Consider the following 21,511-nt stretch of genomic DNA (forward strand, 5'->3'; position numbering starts at 1 on the left):
GAGCGCGACGGTGGGCTGGTGCTGCGGATCATCCCGACCGGGGAGGTCGCCCTGTCCACCGGCGCGACGGTGGAGGAGCTGGAGCTGCACCCGGTCGAGCAGGGCCTGTACGCCACCCGGGCGCCGGGTGAGGAGACCTGGATGGCGGCCGTCTTCTACTCGCTGCCCGACGGCAGCGAGTACCTGCACTACGGCGCCCGCGCGCAACCGCGGAAGGCCTGATGCCCGCACCGGTCGCCGACCTCGTCCTGACCGGCGCCCGGGTCATCGACCCCGAGACCGGCCTGGACGGGGTGCGGGCGGTGGGGATCACCGGCGGTGCGATCACCTCGGTCGGCGAGGTGGCGCCGCCGGCCCGGGAGGTGTGGGACGTCGCCGGGCAGGTGCTGGCGCCCGGCTTCATCGACCTGCACAGCCACGCGCAGAGCACCACCGGGCTACGGCTGCAGGCCCTCGACGGCGTGACCACCGCGCTGGAGCTGGAGGCCGGGGTGCTGCCGGTCGCCGGCGCCTACGCCCGGGCCGAGGCGGAGGGCCGGCCGGTGAACTTCGGGTTCTCCGCGTCCTGGACCGACGCCCGGATGCACGTGCTCGACGGGGTGCCGTTGGTGGCCGACGCCTCGCTGGACCTCTTCGCCACCCACCAGTCGCTGCCGAACTGGCGCGGCCCGGCGAGCGACCGGGACGTCGGCCGCATCCTGGACCTGCTGGCGGACGCCGTCGGCGAGGGCGCGCTGGGCATCGGGGTGCTCGTCGGTTACGCCCCGGACAGCGGGCGGGCCGAGTACTTCCGGCTGGCCGGTCTCGCCGCCCGACTGGGCGTGCCGACGTTCACCCGCACCCGGTACATCTCGACCGCCGAGCCGGGCACCTCGCTGGAGGGCGCGCTGGAGGTGATCGCCGCCGCGGCCGGTACCGGCGCGCACATGCACATGTGCCACGTGAACAGCACCTCCACCCGGATGATCGACGAGGTCGCCGGCGCGATCGACGCCGCCCGGGTGGGCGGCGTCAGCGTCAGCACCGAGGCCTATCCCTACGGCGCCGGCTCCACGGTCATCGGCGCGGCGTTCCTCGCCCCCGAGCAGCTGCCCCGGCTGGGGATCGGCCCGCGGCAGCTGACCTACCTGCCCACCGGGGAGCGGGTCGCCGACGACCGCCGGCTGGCCGAGCTGCGCGCGACCGACCCCGGCGGCGGCGTCGTGGTGCACTTCCTCGACGAGGAGGACCCGGCCGACCTCGCCGTCCTGGAGCGGTCGTTCACCCTGGCCGACACCGCGATCGCCACCGACGCGATGCCCTTGGTCGCCTCAGGCGGGAAGCCCCTGGTCGCCTCCGGCGGGGCCGCAGCGCCGGACACCTGGCCACCGCCTCCCGGACTGGTCACCCACCCCCGCTCGGCCGGTTCCTACGCGCGCACGCTGCGCTGGCTGGTGCGCGAACGAGGTCTGCTCAGCCTGACCGAGGCACTGCGCCGCTCGTCGCTGCTGCCGGCACAGATCCTGGAGGGCGCCGTCCCGGCGATGCGCCGCAAGGGCCGGGTGCAGGTCGGCGCCGACGCCGACCTCGTCGTCTTCGACCCGGACACGGTCACCGACCACGCGACCTACACCCAGGTCGCGCCGTCCAGCGGCTTCCGGCACGTGCTGGTCGCCGGGACGCCGGTGGTCCGCGACGGGGAGCTGCGCACCGACGTGCTGCCCGGCCGGGCGGTCCGGTCGGGAACAGTCTGAGCGGTCCGGCCGGTCACGGAACGGCCGCAGTGGACCCGCGCGGCGGCTGACCGGGTCCCGGCCGGGTACCCCGTCGCGGTGTTCCGCCTCCGTGCCGCCCTCGTCGCCGTCCTCGCCGTGCTGCTCGGCAGCACCGGCTGCGTCGTCACCTCCTCCTCCTCGGGGTCCGGCGCCCTGGTCGACTCCGCCCCGGCGCCACAGTCCGCGCCGGCCGGTGACGGGGATGCACCGGCCGAGGAGCAGATCGCCCGCGCCGTCTTCGACCGGGTGAACGCCGAGCGGGAGGCCCGCGGGCTGGAGCCGGTGGCCTGGAACGACGCGCTGGCCACGGTCGCCCGCGACTGGAGCGCGGAGATGGCCGACACCGGGGAGTTCGTGCACCAGGACATCCGGGAGGTCCTGCAGGGCGATGAGCTGGCCGGGTTCGAGTCGGTGGGCGAGAACATCTTCTCCGCGACCGGCCCGGTGCCGGCCGGGACGATCCACGCCGGCTGGATGCGCTCGGACGGCCACCGGGCCAACGTGCTCAACCCCGGCTGGGACCGGCTCGGGGTGGGCGTCTTCTGCGCCGCGGACGGCTCGGTGTGGGCGACCCAGGAGTTCGGTAGGACTGCAGGTGCCGACCGACCGGCGGTCGCCAGCAGCACGCCGCCGGTCGAGCCGATCACCCGCCCGGCCGACGACGGCCCCACCTGCTGACGGCGGCCCACGCCCGGGGATTGCCCGACGCCTCCGGTCGGGTAGGCCCGCCCCGATGACCTCCGCCCTCTCCGTGCCGCAGCTCCCTCGCGCGCTCACCCGGACCCGCGGTCGGCTGGTACGGACCCGCGACCGGCTCCCGCGGCTGGCGGGGGCGGTTGCTCGGGCTGGTGTTGATCGCGGTCCTGCCGGTGGTCGTGTCCTCCGCGCTGGCCAGCGGCGGCCACCGGGTGTCCCCCAAGTGCTTCGCCGACTCCTCCGAGCGGTACGGGACCACGTCGCTGGCCACCGTCCTCCTCCTGGGACGCTGACTGCTGCTGGCCAACGCGGTGCTGCTGGTCAGGCACCGGGTCATGCTGCGTCGGGCGCCGCACCGACAGCAGTCCGAGGAGACGTGATCATGCGGGGCACGGGACACAGGAGCAGACGATGATCCGCCGGGCCAGGGCCAACGGCCGCCGAGACCGCCACCTGGACGGCGGCCCTCCTGCCGACGACCAGCACCCCGACCGGCCCGCCAGCACGGAGCCCTCCTCCGTCCCCGAGCCCCCTCGGCCTGCCGTCGCGGCACCCGTCCAGCCGAGCGTGATGCCGGCCTGGGCGCTGCGGACGATGGCCCTGGGCGGGGCCACGCTGGCGCTCGCGGCCGTCGTCTGGCTGGTCTTCTGGCTGCTCTTCCGGCTGCCCATGCTGACCTTCGCGGTGGCGGTCGCGGTCCTGCTGACCGCGCTGAGCGCCCCGGTCGCCGGTCGGCTGCGCCGGGTGGGCGTGCCCGGCGGTCTGGCGGCGCTGGCCGCCGTCCTGCTGCTGCTGGGTGTGCTGGTCGGCATCGGCTTCCTGATCGGTTTCCGGGCCGCCGCGACCCTGCAGGACCTGACCCGGCCACTGGCGGCCGGGATCGACCGGATCCGCGTCTGGCTGATCGAGGGTCCGCTGCAGTTGGACGCGCAGCAGGTCGCCGACGTCCGCAACGACATCGTCACCCGGCTGTACGAGGCCACCCCGAGCCCGGGTGCCGGGGCCCAGCTGGGCCTGTTCGCACTGGGCGGGCTGGTGCTGATCGTCTTCCTGGTGTTCTTCCTGCTCAAGGACGGAGCCGGGATGTGGGCCTGGCTGCTCGCCCGGGTGCCCGACCGGAGCCGGGCGCGGGTCGACGGCGCCGGCCTCGCGGCCTGGGACACGCTGGCCGGCTACGTCCGCGGCGTGATCGTGGTGGCCCTGATCGACGCCGTCGGCATCGGCTTCGCCCTGCTCGTCCTGGGCGTGCCGTTGTGGCTGTCGCTGACCCTGCTCACCTTCATCGGCGCGTTCGTCCCGATCGTCGGTGCGACCGTCAGCGGCGCGGTGGCCGTGCTGGTCACCCTGGTCACCAACGGGGTGACCGATGCGGTCGTCGTGCTGGTCGTCGTGCTGGTGGTCCAGCAAGTCGAGGGCAACGTGCTGCAGCCGCTGATCATGGGCCGGGCGGTCCGGCTGCACCCGGTCGTCATCCTGCTGGGGGTCACCGCCGGGGGCCTGGTCGCCGGCGTGCCGGGTGCCCTGCTGGCCGTGCCGCTGCTCGCGGTGGTCTACCGCGTCGTGGAGCACCTGCGGACCCACCCCGCCTCCGACGAGCCGCTCGACGGGGCCCACCCGCTGCCGGCTGCGGCTCCCCCGGCCTGACCCGGCGGTCACCCTCGGGCTCAGTCGAGGGCCGTCGTCCCGCCCAGCTGCACCTGGTCCGCGGCGATGGCGATCTGCCCGGCCTCCCCGGCGAAGAAGGCGTCCGGGTCGTCGAAGACCACGGCAGCGGCGATCCCGAAGTCCCGCTCGAAGGTCTCCGGGTCCACCGTCGTCGCCGTGCCGGAGACCCGGACCACGTCCTGCACCGCCAGTGGCTGGACCGGGGTCGCCGACACCACCGCCACGGCGCGCCCGGAACCGGTGGAGACGCGGAACGCGGTGCCGATGTCGGTGGTGGCGATGAGGCCGACGACCTCGGCCCGCACGGACACGTCCTCGCCCTCGGTGAACTGCGGGGTCGGCTCCACGGGCGGCTCGGTCGGGTCGCTCTCGTCGGGCTCGGCCGTCGGCTCGGCGGTGGGCTCGGACTCCAGCGCCTCGACCCGCCGCTCCAGCGCGTCGAGCTCGTCCCGGACGTCCTGGAGGTCCTCGGCCGTGACCTCGGGCTCCACCGGCGCAGGGTCCTGCCCGCAACCGACGAGGCCCGTCGTGACGACGAGGAGCACGCCGAGCGGGAGCGCCCGACGGCGCCAGCCGGCAGCCGGTCCTCGCAGCCGACGGTGGTCCCTGGTCATCTCGCTCCTTCGCTCGTCAGCGGCTGGCCGGGGGGTCTACGCCCGGTTGGCGGCCCGTCCCCGAGGGCCTACCCGGTCGGGGCAGCAGGTAGGCCGCCAACGTAGACGGCAGCGGTCGGGCCGGACCCCTCCGGCACCCGCCGACCGACCGCAACCCCGGGGCATGGCGCGAGGTGGCCGGGGGCCGGTCAGCGCAGGTCCCGCCGCATGACCAGACGTGGCATCCCGCTCGCCACGGCATCGGTGGTGCCGACCACGCGGAAGCCGGCTCGCTCGAACATCGACCGGGTCCCGACGAACGACATCGTCAGGTCCATGCGTCCCGGGGGGTCGACCGGGTGCGCCTCGACTGCCGGCGCGCCATGTGCAGCCGCGAAGGCGACCGCTCCCTCGATCAGCGGAGCTGTCACACCCTGTCGGCGATGGCCCGAACGGACCACGACGCAGACGATGCTCCACACCGGCAGGTCGTCGACCGGCCGGATGAGACGCGAGCCGGCCAGTCGGGTGATCTCCGCGCGCGAGCCGATGTTGCACCAACCCACCGGTTCACCGTCCCGGTAGGTGACCACCCCCGGAGGATGTTCGCGCTCGCACAACCGTCGCATGGCCTGCTCACGGCTCCCACCACCGAGCTCGTCGATCTCGGCGGCACGCAGCCGGTGGGACAGGCACCAGCAGTGGTTGGCGCGGCGGGTGCGGTTGACGACGTCAGCGAAGTCCTCGAAACGGTCCGGGGTCACGGGGTGCGTCTCCCAGGTCATGGACGCACTCCACCACGACCTGCCGACGATCCGCGCCGCCGTCTCCCGCCGGAGCCGTGCCGGCAGCTCAGCCACGGGCTCCGACCGCAGGATGCGTCGTGCCGCCTGCGTCAGCTGTCAGCGGCCGTCCAGATGTCCGTCCGACGGTCAGGGCAGTGTGTAGGCGGCTGGACGGATCTCCAGCCTGCCGTCGGTCGGGTCCTCGGAGAACAGCAGGGCCCCTGACTGCCGGCTGCTCGGGGCGAGGTAGGAGAACGTGGCGGTCGCCTGCTGGACCTCGCTGCCGTCGCGGGTGAGCACCCCGGTCACCTCGACCTGCTCGGCGGTCTGACCGCCCTCGTTGACCACCTCCACGGGCACTGCCCATCCGCCCTCGACCTGCTGGGCCGCCGCCGCCGTGACCGACAGCTGGGGACCGCCGTCGCGCACGACGGCCTGGTGGACGAGGAAGGCGAGGACCAGGAGGACCACCACCACCCCGAGGGCGCCGAGCAGGTACTCGCCGCGGCTGGTGTCGCCGTCGGGGGTCCCGGTCTCGTCCCGGTCATCGGCGTCGCTCACGTCGTCCTCACAGGATGAGCCGGGCGGCCGCCGCGCCCAGGCTCGCCGGCAGCGCCAGGACGACGGCCTCGGTGACGACCATGGCCGGACCCACCCCGTCGAACCGGCCGAAGGTCCACAGCAGGTAGGCCGACACGACCAGCGCGATGACGTAGCCGACGACGGTCAGGGTGAGGAATGAGCGCAGCACCCCGCCGACGGCCGGCTCCTGTCCTCGGAACCCGACCGAGTACACGAAGCCGTGCATCAGGACCAGGCACAGGACGACGAGGGCGACGGGGTGCCAGGCGCCCATCTTCGCCGCGAGCAGCACGACCTCCTCCGTGGGCGCGATGTTGGCCGCGAAGACGACCGCACCCGCCGCCATCAGCAGCAACTCGCCGCCGTAGGTGGTGGTCGGGACCCGCCGGCCGCCGACGCCCAGTTGGCTGCGCGCGAACGACGCGCCGACGGCGGCCGGGAGCATCTCCAAGCTGATGATCGACAAGGAGTCCTGCCAGCCCTGCACGGGCCTGATCACCGCGAGCACCCCGAGGACCAGCGCCGTCGCCACCGCGGCCATCACGAACGCCACTCCCGCGTCGGCCAGGTAGCCGGGCCAGCCGACCCCGGGCATCCCGGCGCCGAAGTGCTGGGAGAGGAAGACGACGAGCAGCACGGTCGCCGCCATGAGCAGGCCGAGGCGGTACCTCGGGATGGACAGGCCCAGCTGCCAGATCTCCATGGTCATCAGCAGGGGGAGGGCGAACAGCAGCGCACCGCCGAACGCTCGCCCGCTGCTCTGGGCGAGCAGGTGCCCGCCCTCGGTCCGGGGTGGCGCCGCCTGGTCGCCCCGATCCGCCACCCGGCCAACCTAGAGGGCGACACCCAGGACGCGACCTGGGGGGACGGCCGCGCTGTGCCCGGAGACGGCAAGGCCCCGCACGGATCACTCCGTGCGGGGCCTCACTCGATCGAACCGGCCCGGGCACCCCCGGTGAGGGGGCTGCCCGGGTCAGGGGTCAGCTGCAGCCGCTGGTGGAGCCGCAGCCCTCGCAGACATAGCAGCTGCCGGCGGGGCGCATCTTCGTGCCGCAGGTCATGCACAGCGGCGCGTCGGTGGCGGTGCCGGTGACCAGCTCGAGCAGCTCGGCCGAGGAGTGGGCCTCCTTGATCGAGGTCGGGCCGGCCGGGGTGACCTTCTCCTCCACCTTGGCGGTCTCGATCGGCGCGGAGCCGCGCAGCTGCTCCAGGTCGACGTCGTCCTCCTCGACCGCCGGGGTCGAGGCCGAGGTGCCGTAGGAGCCGGCGACCTGGGCCGAGCGCTCCTCGGCGGTGAAGATGCCCAGGTTGGCGCGCTTCTCCACCGGCAGGTGGTCCAGCGCCAGGCGACGGAAGATGTAGTCCATCACCGACTGGGCGATCCGGATGTCCGGGTCGTCGGTCATGCCGGCCGGCTCGAACCGCATGTTGGTGAACTTCTGGATGTAGGTCTCCAGCGGCACCCCGTGCTGCAGGGCCAGGGAGATCCCGATCGAGAAGGCGTCCATCACGCCGGCCAGGGTCGAGCCCTGCTTGCCGAGCTTGAGGAAGACCTCACCCAGGCTGCCGTCCTCGTACATCCCGGCGGTCATGTAGCCCTCGGCACCGGCGACGCTGAACGACGTGGTGACGCTGGTCCGCTTCTTCGGCAGCCGCTTGCGCACCGGGTGCGCCAGCGCGGTGGCCGGGGCGGCCTCCGCGATCGGAGCCTCGTCCTTGGTGCCGTCGTTCTTGCCCTTGCCACCGGACAGCGGCTGACCGACCTTGCAGTTGTCGCGGTAGATGGCCAGCGCCTTGATGCCCATCTTCCAGCCCTGGAAGTAGATGTCCGCGACCTCCTCGACGGTCGCCGACTCCGGCATGTTCACCGTCTTGCTGATCGCGCCGGAGATGAACGGCTGCACCGCGGCCATCATGCGCACGTGGCCCATCGGGGAGATGGACCGCTCGCCCATCGCGCAGTCGAACACCTCGTAGTGCTCCGGGCGCAGGCTCGGGGCGTCGACGACGTGGCCGTGCTCGGCGATGTACTCGACGATCGCCTCGACCTGCTCGTCCTGGTAGCCCAGGCTCTTCAGCGCCCGCGGCACCGTCTGGTTGACGATCTGCATGGAGCCGCCGCCGACCAGCTTCTTGAACTTGACCAGCGAGAAGTCCGGCTCGATGCCGGTCGTGTCGCAGTCCATCATGAAGCCGATCGTGCCGGTGGGGGCCAGCACGGAGGCCTGCGCGTTGCGCCAGCCGTTCTCGGTGCCGATCGCCAGGCACTCCTGCCACTCGGCGGTCGCGGCCTTGAGCACGTCGGCATCGTCGGCGCCGACCGGGCGGATCGCGTCGTTGGCGGCAGCGTGCTTGCGCATGACCCGGGCATGGGCGTCGGCGTTGCGGGCGTAGCCGTCGTAGGCACCGACGACCCCGGCCAGCTCGGCCGAGCGACGGTAGGCGGTACCGGTCATCAGCGAGGTGATGGCGGCGGCCAGCGACTGCCCGCCGCGGGAGTCGTAGGCGTGACCGGTGGCCATGAGCATCGCGCCGAGGTTGGCGTAGCCGATGCCCAGCTGGCGGTAGGCCCGGGTGGTCTCACCGATCGGGGCGGTCGGGAAGTCGGCGAAGCAGATCGAGATGTCCATCGCGGTGATGATCAGCTCGACGGCCTTCACGAAGTTCTTGGAGTCGAACGTGCCGTCGTCCTTGAGGAACTTCATGAGGTTCAGCGACGCCAGGTTGCACGAGCTGTTGTCGAGGCTCATGTACTCCGAGCACGGGTTCGAGGCGTTGATCCGCCCCGTCTCGGGGTTGGTGTGCCAGTCGTTGATGGTGTCGTCGTACTGGATGCCCGGGTCAGCACACTCCCAGGCCGCCTTGGTGACCTTGCCGAACAGCTCACGGGCGTCGACGGTCTCGATCACCGAGCCGTCGCCGCGGGCCCGCAGCCCGAAGTCGGTGCCCTCCTCGACCGCGCGCATGAACTCGTCGTTGACCCGGACGGAGTTGTTGGCGTTCTGGTACTGGACGCTGGTGATGTCCTTGCCGCCCAGGTCCATGTCGTACCCGGCGTCCCGCAGCGCGCGGATCTTGTCCTCCTCGCGCGCCTTGGTCTCGATGAACTCCTCGATGTCGGGGTGGTCGATGTCGAGGACGACCATCTTCGCCGCGCGGCGGGTGGCGCCACCGGACTTGATCGTGCCCGCGGAGGCGTCGGCCCCGCGCATGAAGGAGACCGGCCCGGAGGCCGTGCCGCCGGAGGAGAGCAGCTCCTTGGAGGAGCGGATGCGGGAGAGGTTGAGCCCGGCGCCGGAGCCGCCCTTGAAGATCAGGCCCTCTTCCCGGTACCAGTTCAGGATCGAGTCCATCGTGTCGTCGACGGCCAGGATGAAGCAGGCGCTGACCTGCTGCGGGGAGGCCGTGCCCACGTTGAACCAGACGGGCGAGTTGAAGCTGAACACCTGGTGCAGCAGCATCCAGGTCAGCTCGTGCTCGAAGACCTCGGCGTCGCCCTCGCTGGCGAAGTAGTCGTGCTCACGCCCGGCCGCGCCGTAGGTCAGGACGACCCGGTCGATGAGCTGCCGCAGGCTCGTCTCGCGCTGGGAGCTGCCGACCGCGCCCCGGAAGTACTTGGTGGTGACGATGTTGGTGGCGTTGATGCTCCACTCGGCCGGGAACTCGACCCCGCGCTGCTCGAAGTTGATCGAGCCGTCCCGCCAGTTGGTCATGACGACGTCGCGGCGCTCCCACACGACCTCGTCGTAGGGGTGCACCCCCGCGGTGGTGAACACGCGCTTGACCTTCAGGCCCTTCCCCCGGCTGGGGGCCTTGGCGGTGCGGCGGTTCCGGCTGGTGGTGAGGCGGTCGGCTGTCTCGGTCATCGTGCGAGGGCTCCCTGGGTCGGACTGGTGCGGTGGTGCGGGCGGAGCGGCTGGGGAAGCCGGCGGGTGCCGGAGCCGGGTCGTGCGGTCTCCTCGTCGAGACCTGTCTAGCGGAGGGGTCGGACAGTTCTCATGGGCCGGTGTCGGCCGGTCGCGGCCGCTCGGTGGCTCGCCGGCGGGTGGCGGTCCCGGTCGCGGGGCTCTCGGTCGCGGAGGTCTCCTGGTCGCCGTCGACGGCGTCGCGCTCGACGGCTGGCGCGTCACCGGCACGGGGAGTGCTCCGGGCCGGTGCGGCGCGCAGCTCGGCGATCTCCTTCTCGAAGTCGGCGACCGAGGAGAAGCTGCGGTAGACGCTGGCGAAGCGGAGGTAGGCGACCTCGTCGAGGTCGCGCAGCGGACCGAGGATGGCCAGACCGACCTCGTGGCTGGGGATCTCGGCGCAGCCGGTGGCCCGCACCGCGTCCTCGACCTGCTGGGCCAGCAGGGCCAGCTGGTGCTCGTCGACCGGCCGCCCTTGGCAGGCCCGCCGCACCCCGGCGACGACCTTGCCGCGGGCGAAGGGCTCGCTCACGCCGCTGCGCTTGACGACGGCGAGGACGGCCTCCTCCACGGTGGTGAAGCGGCGGCCGCAGCCCGGGCAGGAGCGTCGACGGCGGGTGGTCGCCCCCTCGTCGGTCTCCCGCGAGTCGATGACCCGGCTGTCGGGGTTGTGGCAGAAGGGACAGCGCATGTCGATCTCCTCCTTCCCGAGGTGTCGCGCGAGGTCTCGCCGCGGCGTCGTGACACCGTGACCGGGCCCTGACCCGATGGCCGTGCTGTGGACTGCGCCGGGGACATCCGGTGGATGCGCCGGGGACAACGTGTGGAACGGCTGTGGATGGCTTACAGCTCTGTAACTACTAGATGTTGTGGTGGAACCGTACGACCACCCCTACAGGTGTGCAAGCCCTGGCGAGCGTGTCGTCTTCCGCATCTGACCCGGGCGCCCCTCGGAGCCCCTCCCGCCACAACCACCAGGGCCTCTGACGGGCCCTTCACACCGGGGCGTGCCCCAGCGCGCCGCCGGTCAGGGCAGCTCGAGCACCTGGCCGGGCACGAGGTCGACGTCGGAGAGCCCGTTCACGTCGAGGAGCGCGTCGACGACGGCACGCCGGTCCTCCTCCGGGGCGATCTCGCCGGCGATCGACCACAGGGTGTCCCCGGACTGGACGACGACCGTCGTCGAACCGGCCAGCTCCAGGCCGCCGCCGGGGCCGCCGGACTCGGCGGCGAACGTCACCGCGGCGACGGACACCCCGAAGGCGATGGACAGCCCGGCGACCACTCGCCGCCCGCGCCGGGTCAGCCGCAACGGCGCTTGCGCACCGGGGGCGACGGCACCGCCGACCGCTCCCGTGCGCCTCGCGCAGCCCGCGCCGCCCACCCCAGCCCCGCCCGCGACGCCGACCAGTCGACCAGGGCGCACGTCGGGCTGCCCGGCGCCTCGCCGGCCCGCCGCCGGACGAGCCACCCGGGGCAGGGGTGCAGGCTGACCGTGCACCACGGACCGGGGCGAGCGCGCCACCTGACGCGCCCCCGGGAACGGGAGCACGACCGCCATCGAGGCCGGGGCGGCCACGGGGAGCTCGAGCTGCGGACTGGCCATCGGGGTGCTCCAGGGGTCTCGCGGTACCGGGTTGTCGAACAGACGTTCGAACGGAACGTCTGGGCGATGTCTACCGCACGCCACCGACAGGAACACGCCGACACGGCGACTTCTTCGAACACCTGTTTGAACGGAGCGGCCGGAGGCGATACGGTTCCGAGGCGATCGAGGACGGCGTCCGCGGTCCCGGCTCGCCGTGGCGACACGGCCGTCGGTACGGCAGGGCGCCACCGGGGACTGCTGCCGAGGCAGCCGGACGAGGAGGACACATGGCGGTCGACGGCCCGAAGGCGCGCGGCGGCAAGAGCCCTTCGCGGCGTGGAGCGTCCGGCACGGCATCAGCCGACGGCGCAGCGCCCACCGCTGCGGCGGGAGCGGGTGCGGCGGTGCGGGAGTTCCCCGACCGGGCCGCCGACGGCGACGGCCTGACCCAGCGGCAGCGCCGGGTGCTCGAGGTCATCCGTGACTCGATCGAGCGTCGCGGCTACCCGCCCTCGGTCCGCGAGATCGGCGAGGCGGTCGGCCTCTCCTCCGCCTCGTCCGTGGCCCACCAGTTGTCGGTGCTGCAGCGCAAGGGCTGGCTGCGCCGTGACCCGAACCGGCCGCGCGCACTCGACGTGCGCCTCCCCGGCGACGGCACCGCGACGACGACGAACGAGACCGCGGCCGAGGCACTGGCCGGGTCCGGCGCAGCCAGTGGCGTCGACGACGCCTCCGCCCCCCGACCCACGTACGTGCCCCTCGTCGGCCGGATCGCCGCCGGTGGTCCGGTCCTGGCCGAGCAGGCGGTCGAAGACGTCTTCCCCCTCCCCCGCGAGCTGGTCGGCGAGGGCACCCTGTTCATGCTGAAGGTCGCGGGCGACTCGATGGTCGACGCGGCGATCTGCGACGGCGACTGGGTCGTCGTCCGGCAGCAGCCGACCGCGGAGAACGGCGAGATCGTCGCCGCGATGATCGACGGCGAGGCGACGGTGAAGACCTACAAGCGGCGCGACGGGCACGTGTGGCTGATGCCACACAACGCCGCGTACGAGCCCATCCCGGGCGACGACGCGACGGTCCTCGGCCGGGTCGTCACCGTGCTCCGCCGGGTCTGACCTCGGGCAGCGGCGCCGGGCTCGTGCTCAGGCCGGGCGCCGCCGGAGCTTGCCGCCGACCCACACGAGCACGGTGGCCACGGCCGCGGCGACGAGACCGGCGGTCAGCGGCTCGACCCCACCGGCGGTCGCCAGCGACCCGGCGGCAGCCTCGGTGGGCTCCGCCGGGGCCGCCCCCGTCAGGTCACCGGTGGCCGACACCTGGGTGACCACCGCAGGGAGCCCCTCGCCGGCGACGAGCAGGTCCCGGTCGTTCGCCGCGAAGGCGATGGCCTCACCCTGCGGAGCCTCCGGCAACGGCACCCGCACCGGGGGCCCGGCCAACGCACCGGCGACGTCCGAGCCGCTCAGCGGCCAGACATAGGCGTCGGTGTAGGTCCGCAGGGCGATCCGCGAGCCGTCCGCGGACACGGCGCCACCGGTGACCAGCAACTGGCCGGCCCGACCCACCGGGCCGCCCGGGGTGCCGGTCAACGTGAACCCGAGCGCCGCCACCTCGCTCATCGGCACGGTGGCTCCGTCGGCGAGGGGCGCATCGGGGCGGTACACGGAGCTCGCGCCCAGCACCTCCTTGGTCACCAGGTACGGGGTGCCGTCGGGCGCGAGCAGGAGCGCCTCCGCGTCGTGCGCACCGTCGGGGTAGGTGAGCCTGGTCAGCACGGTGGTCCCGTCGGGGCGCAGACCGATCAGCGCCACCGTCTCCCGGCTCTGCGCGTTGTCCCCGATGTCGGCGAGCCAGATGGTCCCGTCAGCGGCGAGGGCGAGGTCCTCGGGGTCGTACGGGTCGACCTCCGCCGTGCGCACCTCCCCCACCGCACAGGCCCCGTCGAGCACCAGCACCTCGGCGCGGTCGCCGCCGTCGTTCATCGCGAGCATCGACTCCCCGGCGCTGGCCAGGCCGGAGAGCTCCGGGAGCCGCGGGTCGGTGATCTCGCACCGGGTGGTCGGCTCGCCGTACGGGGCGGCCACGTCGTCGGCGGCCGCCGACCCGGTGGGCAGCAGCGCGACCAGCAGGCCGACGGGCGCACAGAGGACCGCGCCGGCCGTCCTGCGGCGGGGGGCGCGGCTACGCCTGGGGTCGGCCGACTCTGGCACGAACCCAGCGTGACATCGCGACAGCGTCGAGTGCGTGAACCACGCCCAACAGCAGCAGTCCGACCGAGAGCCCGACCACCGCATCGGTGACCCAGTGGAAGTCCAGCGCCACCATGGCCACACCCGTCGCCACCGGCCCCAGCACGCCGAGCAGCCAGGTGGCCCGCTGCACGCCCGCGGGCAGGCCGAACTCGACGGCCTGCCACCGGGCCACCCCCCACATGAGGACGGCGTTCGCCACGTGCCCCGAGGGGTAGCTGGCCCCGTCCGCGTGGAAGAACGACCCGGGGAAGGCCGGGGCCGTGCGACCGGTGCCCCACTTGAACGCGTAGACCACGGTGGTGAGCAGGGCCAACGCGACGACCACGCGGACGAGCGGCACCAGCGTCCGCTGGCGCACGGCCAGCCAACCGACCAGCCCGGCCAGCACGACCAGGATCGTCACCCGCCCGCCGATCTGGGTGACGACCCAGATCGGCCAGTAGGCCCACGAGTCCCGCAGCGCCCACACACTGGTCACCTCGGAGACCCGCAGGTCCATCCGTTCCAGCCACCCGCGGCTGAGCAGGTTGACGGTGACCCCGACGGTGACGAGGGCGGCGAGGAGGAGCAGCCACCACGGCGGCCGACCCACCCCCACCACCGGTGCGACCGGTCGATCGGCAGCGGTCGCCGTCCGGTCCACCGATCCCCTGGTCACCGCGTCACGGTACCGGGGCCGTGACCTGCTCGTGATCCGCCGGGCTGTCCGCTGGCCCCGCTGCAGGAGCCCGGCACGAGCGTGCGAGCGGCAGCGGGGCCCTCGGTCAGTCCTCGGTGGCCGGCGCGGCGAAACCGTCGAGCTGGGCCGCCAGGCCGGCGTCGACGCGCGCGGTCAGCCGGGTCCCGGCGGCCTCGTGCGCCTCCTCGACGACCTCGCCGTCCCGGTGCACCCGGGCGACCAGGTCGCCCCGGTCGTAGGGCACGAGCACCTCGACGTCGATGTGCGGGTGCGGGAGCCGCTGGGCGATCACGTCGCGCAGCGCCTCGATGCCCTCGCCCGTCCGGGCCGAGACCCACATCGCCCCGGGGAGCGCCTGGCGCAGCGCCAGCATGTCCTCCTCGGTCATGGCGTCGACCTTGTTCACGACGATCAGCTCCGGGACGGCGGACGCGTCGATCTCGTTGAGCACCGTGTGCACGGCGTCGATCTGCCCCAGCGGGTCGGAGTCGGAACCGTCGACGACGTGCACGAGCAGGTCGGCGTCGGCCACCTCCTCCAGCGTGGAGCGGAACGCGTCGACCAACTGGTGCGGCAGGTGGCGCACGAAGCCGACGGTGTCGGTCATCGTGTACTCGCGCCCCTCGGGCGTCTGCGCGCGGCGGACCGTCGGGTCCAGGGTGGCGAACAGTGCGTCCTGGACCAGCACGCCGGCCCCGGTGAGCTGGTTGAGCAGGCTGGACTTGCCGGCGTTCGTGTAGCCGGCGATCGCGACGCTCGGCGTCGCGTTGCGGTCGCGGGAGTTGCGCTGCGTCGTCCGGGCGGTCGCCATGCCGGCGATCTCCTTGCGGAGCTTGCTCACCCGAGAGCGGATCCGGCGCCGGTCGGTCTCGATCTTCGTCTCACCCGGACCACGGGTGCCGATGCCGCCACCGCCGGCGACCCGGCCACCGGCCTGCCGGCTCAGCGACTCACCCCAGCCACGCAGCCGGGGCAGCATGTACTGCATCTGGGCCAGCTCGACCTGGGCCTTGCCCTCTCGGCTGGTGGCGTGCTGGGCGAAGATGTCCAGGATCAGGGCGGTCCGGTCGACCACCTTGACCTTGAGCACCTTCTCCAGCTGGTTGAGCTGGCCGGGGGCCAGCTCCCCGTCGCAGATCACGGTGTCCGCGCCGGTGGCGGCGACGACCTCGCGCAGCTCGGCGGCCTTGCCCGAGCCGACGTAGGTGGCCGGGTCCGGCTTGTCCCGGCGCTGCATCAGCGCGTCGAGCACCTGGGAACCGGCGGTCTCGGCGAGCGCGGCGAGCTCGGTCAGCGAGCGCTGCGCGTCCGCCGCCGTCCCCTCGGTCCAGACGCCGACCAGGACGACCCGCTCGAGGCGGAGCTGCCGGTACTCGACCTCGGTGACGTCGGTGAGCTCGGTGCCGAGGCCCGCGACCCGACGCAGTGCGCCGCGCTCCTCCTTGACGTAGGAGCCGGTGGTGTCGTCATCGGCGTCCCACTGACCGGCCGGTGCCGGCTTGGTGTCGGGCATACTGGCGCGCGCCTTGTCGGCCCGGGCCTCTGCCTGGTCGAGGATCGCGCGGTTCTGGGCTGTCGTCATCGTCTCCAGCGTGGCACGCCCCTGCTCGTGGGGCGACCGACTTGTCACATCACTTGTTGTCATCGCCCGGTACAACACCTCAGGCCTCCGGATGCATCCCGAGGTACAGCGACCAGCGCTCCGCGTCCGGGTCCGCCGGTCGGGTGGCGTACTCGTCCAGCAACCCGTACAGCCGCTCCCGGAACTCCGCCAGCTCCGGTGGGCCCAGCCGCAGACCCAGCCGGCTGCTGGACAGCCGCTTCTCCCCCACTGCGGCGACCTCGGCCAGGAAGGCCGCCAGCAGCGGGTCCCGCGCCGGGGCCGGCCGGCCCTCGAGGTCCATCAGCCAGCTCTTCCCGGTCGCCCGGTAGGGCACCTCCCGGGCGCCCCGCGCGCCCCGCCGCGCGCTCTCGGCGACCAGGAAGCCGGTGTCGACGAGGGTGCGGACGTGGTGCAGCACGGTGGCCGGGTTGCGGCCCAGCCGGGCGGCGAGCTCCTTGTTGGTCAGCGCCTCGTCCAGGCACAGCCGCAGGATCCGCAGCCGGACGGCGGAGGCCAGGGCGCGCGCCTCGGCGTCGGTGGCCGGTCGGCGTTCCCCGGCGAACCGCCGCGCCCCCGCACCGGCCACCGCCTCGCCCGCACCGGCCTCCGGCTCGTCCATCCCGGCAGCGTAGGACGTCGACACGGCTCAGTGATTGACTTCCCCCGATCAGTGGCGGGAGGCTGCGCCGGTGACCCGCGACCGGAGCCTGCTGCGGCACCACGACTTCCGTCAGCTGTGGGCCGCGGAGACGGTCAGTCAAGTGGGCACCCAGGTGACCCTGCTGGCCCTGCCGGTGCTGGCGGTCTCGCTGCTGGAGGCGACGCCGCTGGAGATGGGCGTCCTGACCGCCCTGGAGACCGCCGCCTTCCTGCTCATCGGGCTCCCGGCCGGTGCCTGGGTCGACCGCTGGCGGCGCCGTCGGGTGCTGGTCACCGCCGACCTGGTGCGGGCGGCGGTGCTGGCGACCCTGCCGGTCGCGTACCTCCTCGACGTCCTCACCCTCGGGCAGCTGTTCGTCGTCGCGGCGGCGACCGGCACGGCGACCGTCTTCTTCGACGTCGCCTACCAGAGCTACCTGCCCGCCCTGGTCGACCGCGACCAGCTGGTCGACGGCAACGGCAAGCTGGAGGCCAGCCGGGCCGTCGCCCAGGTCGCCGGGCCCGGCATCACCGGCGTGCTGCTCCGGGTGCTCAGCGCGCCGATGGTCATCGCCCTGGACGCGGCGTCCTTCCTGCTCTCCGCGTTCTTCCTCAGCCGGGTCCAGCGCCCGGACGCCGTCCCCGACCGGGCCGGCCGGCGGCCGCTGCGCACCGAGATCGCCGAGGGGCTGTCCTTCGTCGTCCGCCAGCCGCTGCTCCGCCGGATCGTCGCCTGCACCGGCACGTCGAACCTGTTCTCCACGATCACCACGACCCTGCTGGTGCTCTACGCGCTGCGCCGGCTCGAGCTGTCCGAGAGCGTGCTGGGTCTCGTCTTCTCCGCCGGCGCCGTGGGCGGCCTGGTCGGCGCGGCGACGGCCGCGCGCTTCGCCCGCACCGTCGGCGAGGGCCGGGCGATCCCGCTGGCGGTCATGGTGATGGTGCCGTTCACCGCGCTCACGCCGCTGGCCGCCACCGGCGCCCCGCTGATCCTGCTGCCCCTCGGCCAGTTCGGCTTCAGCTGGGCGGTGGTGGTCTACAACATCACCCAGGTCAGCTTCCGGCAGCGACTGTGCCCGCCCGCTCTGCTGGGCCGGATGAACGCCTCGGTGCGCTTCCTGGTCTTCGGCACCATGCCGCTGGGCGGGCTGCTCGGCGGCGTCCTGGGCACCTGGCTCGGCGTGCTGCCGACGCTGTGGATCGCTGCGGCCGGTCAGCTGCTCGCGGCCGGCTGGGTGGTGGCGAGCCCCCTGCTGCGGATGCGTGACCTGCCCGACGGCCCGGACGCCCCGGCCGGCGGGGTGACGACGGTGCCGGAGGCGCGGGCGCCGACCGCCGGCAACGACCCGGAGCGGTCCGGCTGAGCAGCCGACGGGTTGGCCGGCCGGGCGACGGGTAGGGCGGCGGGGCACGGTCCACCGCTCGAGAGGACGACGATGACCAGCCCTGACGAGGAGCTCGACGACCCAGGCCGCGACCCCGCCGGCCTCGACCCGCCGCGCAACGTCTTCGGTGGCGCGGACCAGGACACCGGCCGCGGGGAGCCCCGTGGCACCGGGAACGTCGGGCCGGGCGACAAGCCCGAGGCGCCCACCGACGACCCGGAGACGCGGGCCGACGAGCCCGACCGCCCCTGACCTGCGGCCGCGCAGCCAGGACCCTCAGCCGGCGAGCCACTCCCGGCTGAGGGTCCCGGTGGCGACGACGACGGCCGGGCCGGACAGCACCGCCGTCGTCCCGTCCAACTGCACCGACAGCCGGCCGCCCGGCACGTCGACGAGGACCGTCCCGGTGTCGCGTCCGCCGGCGTCCAGCGCGGCGAACGCCGCAGCGCAGGCGCCGGTGCCACAGGAGCGGGTCTCCCCCACGCCGCGCTCGTGGACCCGGAGCCGCACGTGCGCGCAGGCGCCCTCCGGCGGGAGCACGTTCACCAGCTCGACGTTGACCCCCTCGGGGAACATCGCGTCGTCGACCTCTGGCAGAACCGAGAGGTCCAGGGTGTCGACCTCGACGTCGGTCAGGCAGACCAGGTGCGGGTTGCCCATCGACACCCCGAGCCCCGGGTGGGCGACGCCGGCGACCCGCGCCTCGCTCCGGCCCAGCGGGACCGCCGGACCCATGTCGACCCAGTAGCCGCCATCGGGCCGGGCGCCCACCCGACGGGGCCCGCCCCGGGTGCCGACCAGGACGCCGGCCTCGGCCACCGCCCGCTCCAGCAGCCCCTCGGCCAGCAGCACGTGCAGGAAGAGCCGGATGCCGTTGCCGCACATCTCCGCGTACGAGCCGTCGGCGTTGCGGTGGTCCATGAACCACTCGCAGTCGGCCAGCGCCGCGCCGAGCACGCCGGGCGCGTCGGGCACGTGCCGGCTCCGGACCACCCGCAGCACGCCGTCCCCGCCCAGGCCCGCGCGGCGGTCGCAGAGCCGACGCACCAGGTCGGCGTCCAGGCGGCCCTCCGGCCACACGTCCCCGTCGGGGTCGGGCAGGACGACGAAGTCGTTCTCGGTGCCGTGGCCGAGGAGGACCCGTGGGCCGGAGCTGTCGATCACCGGTCGATCGTACGGTCGGCGACCAGGCCGAGGACGACGTCGAGCAGGTCCGGCCGGGCCGCGTCGAACCAGACCGTGCCGGCGTCGCGGCGGAACCAGGACCGCTGCCGGCGGACGAACCGTCGGGTGGTGGTGATCGTCCGCTCGCGCGCCTCCTGTGCGGTGAGCACCCCGTCGAACTGCTGGAGAACCTGTGCGTACCCCAGGGCGCGGGACGCGGTCGGCCCGTCGCGCAACCCGTCGTCGGCGAGCGCAGCGACCTCCTCGACGAAGCCGGCGGCCCACATCGCGTCGACCCGGCGGGCCACCCGGTCGTCCAGCTCGTCGGGCTCCCGGTCCAGGCCGACCGTGATCGCCGGGTAGTGCGGTCGCGGGGCGGGCAGCGTCGCGGTGAACGGCTGCCCGGTCAGCTCGATCACCTCCAGCGCCCGGACCACCCGCCGGCTGTTGCTGGGCAGGATCGCGGTCGCGGCGGCCGGGTCCAGCGCCGCCAGCCGGGCGTGCAGCACCGCCGCGCCCTGGGCCTCCAGCTCGCCGGTCAGCCGGGCCCGCACCACCGGGTCGGTGCCGGGGATGTCCAGCTCGTCCAGCACCGCGCGCACGTACAGCCCGGAGCCCCCGACCAGCAGCGGGACGACGCCCGCGGCGCGGAGCCGGTCGACCTCGGCGCGGGCGCGCTGCCGGTACTCGGCCACCGAGGCCGGCTCCCGCACGTGCCACAGGTCCAGCAGGTGGTGCGGCACGCCGTCGCGTTCGGCCTCGGTCGGCTTGGCGGTGCCGATGTCCATCCCCCGGTAGAGCTGCATGGAGTCGGCGTTCACCACCTCACCCCCGCCGCCGGACCGGGCCAGCCGGTGCGCCAGCGCGACGGCCAGCGCTGTCTTGCCGGTGGCGGTCGGCCCGACGACCGCGATGACCGGCGGCCCACCGCCGGCGGTGACCGGCGGCCTGCCGTCGTCCACGGCGCTCACCGGGCCTGCCAGGTGGCGACGGGGTAGCCGACGCCGAACGGGGCGTCGTCGTGGTGCAGCACGGCGGTGACGACGCGTCCGCTCAGCGCAGCGCCGACCGCCCGCCACACCGGGACCCCGGCGGCGAGCAGTCGCCGTGCCGCGGCGGGGTCCAGGGCGGCCAGGGCGGTGGTGTCCCCGGTCCGCAGCGCAGCGGCGACCGCGGCGTCGAACGGGCCGGCAGCGGCGTCGAACGCACCGGGTGCCTTCTCGGTGCGCCGGGCCGACCCGTCCCCCATCGCGAGCACCCCCACGGGACCGGGCAGGTCCGCCAGCGCAGCGGCGAGGTCGGCCGGCCCCACCCCGAGCCGGCCGCCGGTGTGCCCGGCGCGGTCCAGCAGCCAGGCCGCCACCAGGTGCGGCAGCGGGACGCGGTGGCCGCCGGGGCGCACCCGGCCGGCGAACGGGACCTCCAGGTCGATGCCGAACCCACGCAGGTCACCGGCGTCCCCGGGACCGAACCGGAGGCCGTCGACGCCCTCCCCCACGACCACCACCACCTCCGGCTGGTGCTCCAGGACGGTCTGCACGGCGGTGGAGACGGCCGCGCGCAACACCGACAGCGCGTAGCTCGGGGCACCGGCGACCGCGGGGAGCAACAGCGGTGACTGCGGACAGAAGGCCACGGTCACCGGAGGAGGAGGTCTCACGCCAGGGAGTGTCGCGGATGCATCGTGGGAGACTGCTCACGTGTCGAGCACGGAGAACACCGGAGACCGGACCCAGCAGGCCACCGCCGCCCCCGAGGAGCGCCCTGAGGATGCGGTCGTCGAGGTGACGTCGGCCGACGAGGGGCCACTGGCCGCGACCCCGGGCGCCGCCGTCCCGGCGGACGCGCAGCCCGACGGCAGCGGCCCCGTCGTCGACGGACCCGGAGCCGCAGAGCCCCCGGCTCCGCAGCCCGATGACACCGCCTCCGCGGCCGTCACCCCCGAGGCGGGCACCCCGGCCGCCGCCGCCCCGGCCGATGCCGCGGTCGCCGACCCGACCACCGACGTCCCCACTGCCGACGTCCCCACCGACCTCGCCGCCACCGACCTCGCCGCCACCGACGCACCGACCGGCGACGACTCTGCGGCCACCCCCCGGCCGACCCGCGGCACCGCCTTCCAGCGGTCCATCAGCCCGCGCATCGCCGCGCTGGTGGGGCCCCACTCGGTGGAGGTGGACAGCCGCTCGGCCTCGGCGATCAGCTCGCTCTTGGCCGCCCG

The 21,511-nt window shown here is 74.0% G+C and carries 23 protein-coding genes; 8 read left to right on the plus strand and 15 right to left on the minus strand.

The features are described 5' to 3' along the window. From G5C62_RS15540 to G5C62_RS15560, 5 genes are all read left to right on the plus strand, one after another. A partial coding sequence (locus tag G5C62_RS15540) for a hypothetical protein (protein ID WP_206330673.1) occupies window positions 1–222 on the plus strand: 222 nt, incomplete at its 5' end. Further along, the gene (locus G5C62_RS15545) at window positions 222–1,733 is read left to right on the plus strand and encodes an amidohydrolase family protein (protein WP_164701697.1); all 1,512 of its coding nucleotides are present in this window, start codon (window positions 222–224) and stop codon (window positions 1,731–1,733) included. The genes G5C62_RS15540 and G5C62_RS15545, both read left to right, overlap by 1 nt. A gap of 78 nt (window positions 1,734–1,811) precedes the next feature. Continuing rightward, the gene (locus tag G5C62_RS15550; protein WP_036336281.1) at window positions 1,812–2,432 is read left to right on the plus strand and encodes a CAP domain-containing protein; all 621 of its coding nucleotides are present in this window, start codon (window positions 1,812–1,814) and stop codon (window positions 2,430–2,432) included. A gap of 170 nt (window positions 2,433–2,602) precedes the next feature. Further along, window positions 2,603–2,743, plus strand: coding sequence for a hypothetical protein (locus G5C62_RS15555; RefSeq protein WP_156119170.1), 141 nt, complete (start codon window positions 2,603–2,605; stop codon window positions 2,741–2,743). 277 nt (window positions 2,744–3,020) lie between these two features. Further along, a complete protein-coding gene (locus G5C62_RS15560; protein WP_064972407.1) occupies window positions 3,021–4,094 on the plus strand; it encodes an AI-2E family transporter in 1,074 nt (357 codons plus the stop codon). A gap of 20 nt (window positions 4,095–4,114) precedes the next feature. On the opposite strand, the gene G5C62_RS15565 is transcribed toward G5C62_RS15560, so the two are convergent. The 7 genes from G5C62_RS15565 to G5C62_RS15595 form a co-directional block, all read right to left on the minus strand. Beyond that, on the minus strand, window positions 4,115–4,729 hold the full coding sequence (locus tag G5C62_RS15565; RefSeq protein WP_164701698.1) for a hypothetical protein: 615 nt from the start codon (window positions 4,727–4,729) through the stop codon (window positions 4,115–4,117). A gap of 188 nt (window positions 4,730–4,917) precedes the next feature. Further along, window positions 4,918–5,493, minus strand: coding sequence for a GNAT family N-acetyltransferase (locus tag G5C62_RS15570; RefSeq protein ID WP_036336284.1), 576 nt, complete (start codon window positions 5,491–5,493; stop codon window positions 4,918–4,920). Between the two features lie 147 nt (window positions 5,494–5,640). After that, entirely contained in the window at window positions 5,641–6,054 is a 414-nt protein-coding gene (locus tag G5C62_RS15575; protein ID WP_052091217.1) for a hypothetical protein, read from the minus strand. A gap of 7 nt (window positions 6,055–6,061) precedes the next feature. Further along, on the minus strand, window positions 6,062–6,898 hold the full coding sequence (locus tag G5C62_RS15580; RefSeq protein ID WP_052091218.1) for a TIGR02587 family membrane protein: 837 nt from the start codon (window positions 6,896–6,898) through the stop codon (window positions 6,062–6,064). 157 nt (window positions 6,899–7,055) lie between these two features. Continuing rightward, entirely contained in the window at window positions 7,056–9,941 is a 2,886-nt protein-coding gene (locus G5C62_RS15585; protein ID WP_164701699.1) for a vitamin B12-dependent ribonucleotide reductase, read from the minus strand. 130 nt (window positions 9,942–10,071) lie between these two features. Continuing rightward, complete coding sequence (nrdR, locus tag G5C62_RS15590) at window positions 10,072–10,671, minus strand: transcriptional regulator NrdR (protein WP_164701700.1); 600 nt, start codon at window positions 10,669–10,671, stop codon at window positions 10,072–10,074. A gap of 336 nt (window positions 10,672–11,007) precedes the next feature. Continuing rightward, a complete protein-coding gene (locus G5C62_RS15595) occupies window positions 11,008–11,586 on the minus strand; it encodes a LysM peptidoglycan-binding domain-containing protein (RefSeq protein ID WP_164701701.1) in 579 nt (192 codons plus the stop codon). Between the two features lie 269 nt (window positions 11,587–11,855). Between G5C62_RS15595 and lexA the strand changes: the two genes are divergently transcribed. Further along, a complete protein-coding gene (gene lexA / locus G5C62_RS15600; RefSeq protein ID WP_036334091.1) occupies window positions 11,856–12,683 on the plus strand; it encodes a transcriptional repressor LexA in 828 nt (275 codons plus the stop codon). Window positions 12,684–12,710: 27 nt separating this feature from the next. Here lexA and G5C62_RS15605 read toward each other — a convergent pair whose 3' ends face one another. The 4 genes from G5C62_RS15605 to G5C62_RS15620 all read right to left on the minus strand — a co-directional run bounded on the left by G5C62_RS15605 (window position 12,711) and on the right by G5C62_RS15620 (window position 16,721). Beyond that, a complete protein-coding gene (locus tag G5C62_RS15605) occupies window positions 12,711–13,778 on the minus strand; it encodes a hypothetical protein (RefSeq protein ID WP_241175930.1) in 1,068 nt (355 codons plus the stop codon). Then, a complete protein-coding gene (locus G5C62_RS15610; RefSeq protein WP_231558005.1) occupies window positions 13,750–14,478 on the minus strand; it encodes a phosphatase PAP2 family protein in 729 nt (242 codons plus the stop codon). Before G5C62_RS15610 ends, G5C62_RS15605 begins: the two co-directional genes overlap by 29 nt. Before the next feature lie 106 nt (window positions 14,479–14,584). Then, window positions 14,585–16,081, minus strand: coding sequence for a GTPase HflX (gene hflX / locus G5C62_RS15615; RefSeq protein WP_164701702.1), 1,497 nt, complete (start codon window positions 16,079–16,081; stop codon window positions 14,585–14,587). Between the two features lie 79 nt (window positions 16,082–16,160). Next, a complete protein-coding gene (locus G5C62_RS15620; protein WP_081975206.1) occupies window positions 16,161–16,721 on the minus strand; it encodes a transcriptional regulator in 561 nt (186 codons plus the stop codon). Between the two features lie 70 nt (window positions 16,722–16,791). Between G5C62_RS15620 and G5C62_RS15625 the strand changes: the two genes are divergently transcribed. Together G5C62_RS15625 and G5C62_RS15630 are read left to right on the plus strand one after the other, a co-directional pair. Further along, window positions 16,792–18,105 carry an MFS transporter gene (locus tag G5C62_RS15625; RefSeq protein ID WP_164701703.1) on the plus strand — a complete coding sequence of 438 codons (1,314 nt, stop codon included), beginning with the start codon at window positions 16,792–16,794 and terminating at the stop codon, window positions 18,103–18,105. Window positions 18,106–18,177: 72 nt separating this feature from the next. After that, window positions 18,178–18,378 carry a hypothetical protein gene (locus tag G5C62_RS15630; protein ID WP_036334088.1) on the plus strand — a complete coding sequence of 67 codons (201 nt, stop codon included), beginning with the start codon at window positions 18,178–18,180 and terminating at the stop codon, window positions 18,376–18,378. A 24-nt stretch (window positions 18,379–18,402) separates the two neighbouring features. Here G5C62_RS15630 and dapF read toward each other — a convergent pair whose 3' ends face one another. From dapF to G5C62_RS28160, 4 genes are read right to left on the minus strand one after another with little or no spacing between them, the layout of a single operon-like run. After that, window positions 18,403–19,290: a diaminopimelate epimerase gene (gene dapF / locus G5C62_RS15635; protein ID WP_164701704.1), complete on the minus strand. Its 888-nt coding sequence runs from the start codon at window positions 19,288–19,290 to the stop codon at window positions 18,403–18,405. Then, a complete protein-coding gene (gene miaA, locus G5C62_RS15640; protein ID WP_241175931.1) occupies window positions 19,287–20,261 on the minus strand; it encodes a tRNA (adenosine(37)-N6)-dimethylallyltransferase MiaA in 975 nt (324 codons plus the stop codon). The genes dapF and miaA overlap by 4 nt, the downstream gene beginning before the upstream one ends. Then, the gene (locus G5C62_RS15645; protein WP_164701706.1) at window positions 20,258–20,950 is read right to left on the minus strand and encodes a hypothetical protein; all 693 of its coding nucleotides are present in this window, start codon (window positions 20,948–20,950) and stop codon (window positions 20,258–20,260) included. The genes miaA and G5C62_RS15645 overlap by 4 nt, the downstream gene beginning before the upstream one ends. A gap of 36 nt (window positions 20,951–20,986) precedes the next feature. Further along, window positions 20,987–21,493 carry a DUF349 domain-containing protein gene (locus tag G5C62_RS28160; protein ID WP_346774125.1) on the minus strand — a complete coding sequence of 169 codons (507 nt, stop codon included), beginning with the start codon at window positions 21,491–21,493 and terminating at the stop codon, window positions 20,987–20,989. Window positions 21,494–21,511: the final 18 nt, after the last annotated feature.

It is taken from the genome of Modestobacter sp. KNN46-3 (genome assembly GCF_011039295.1).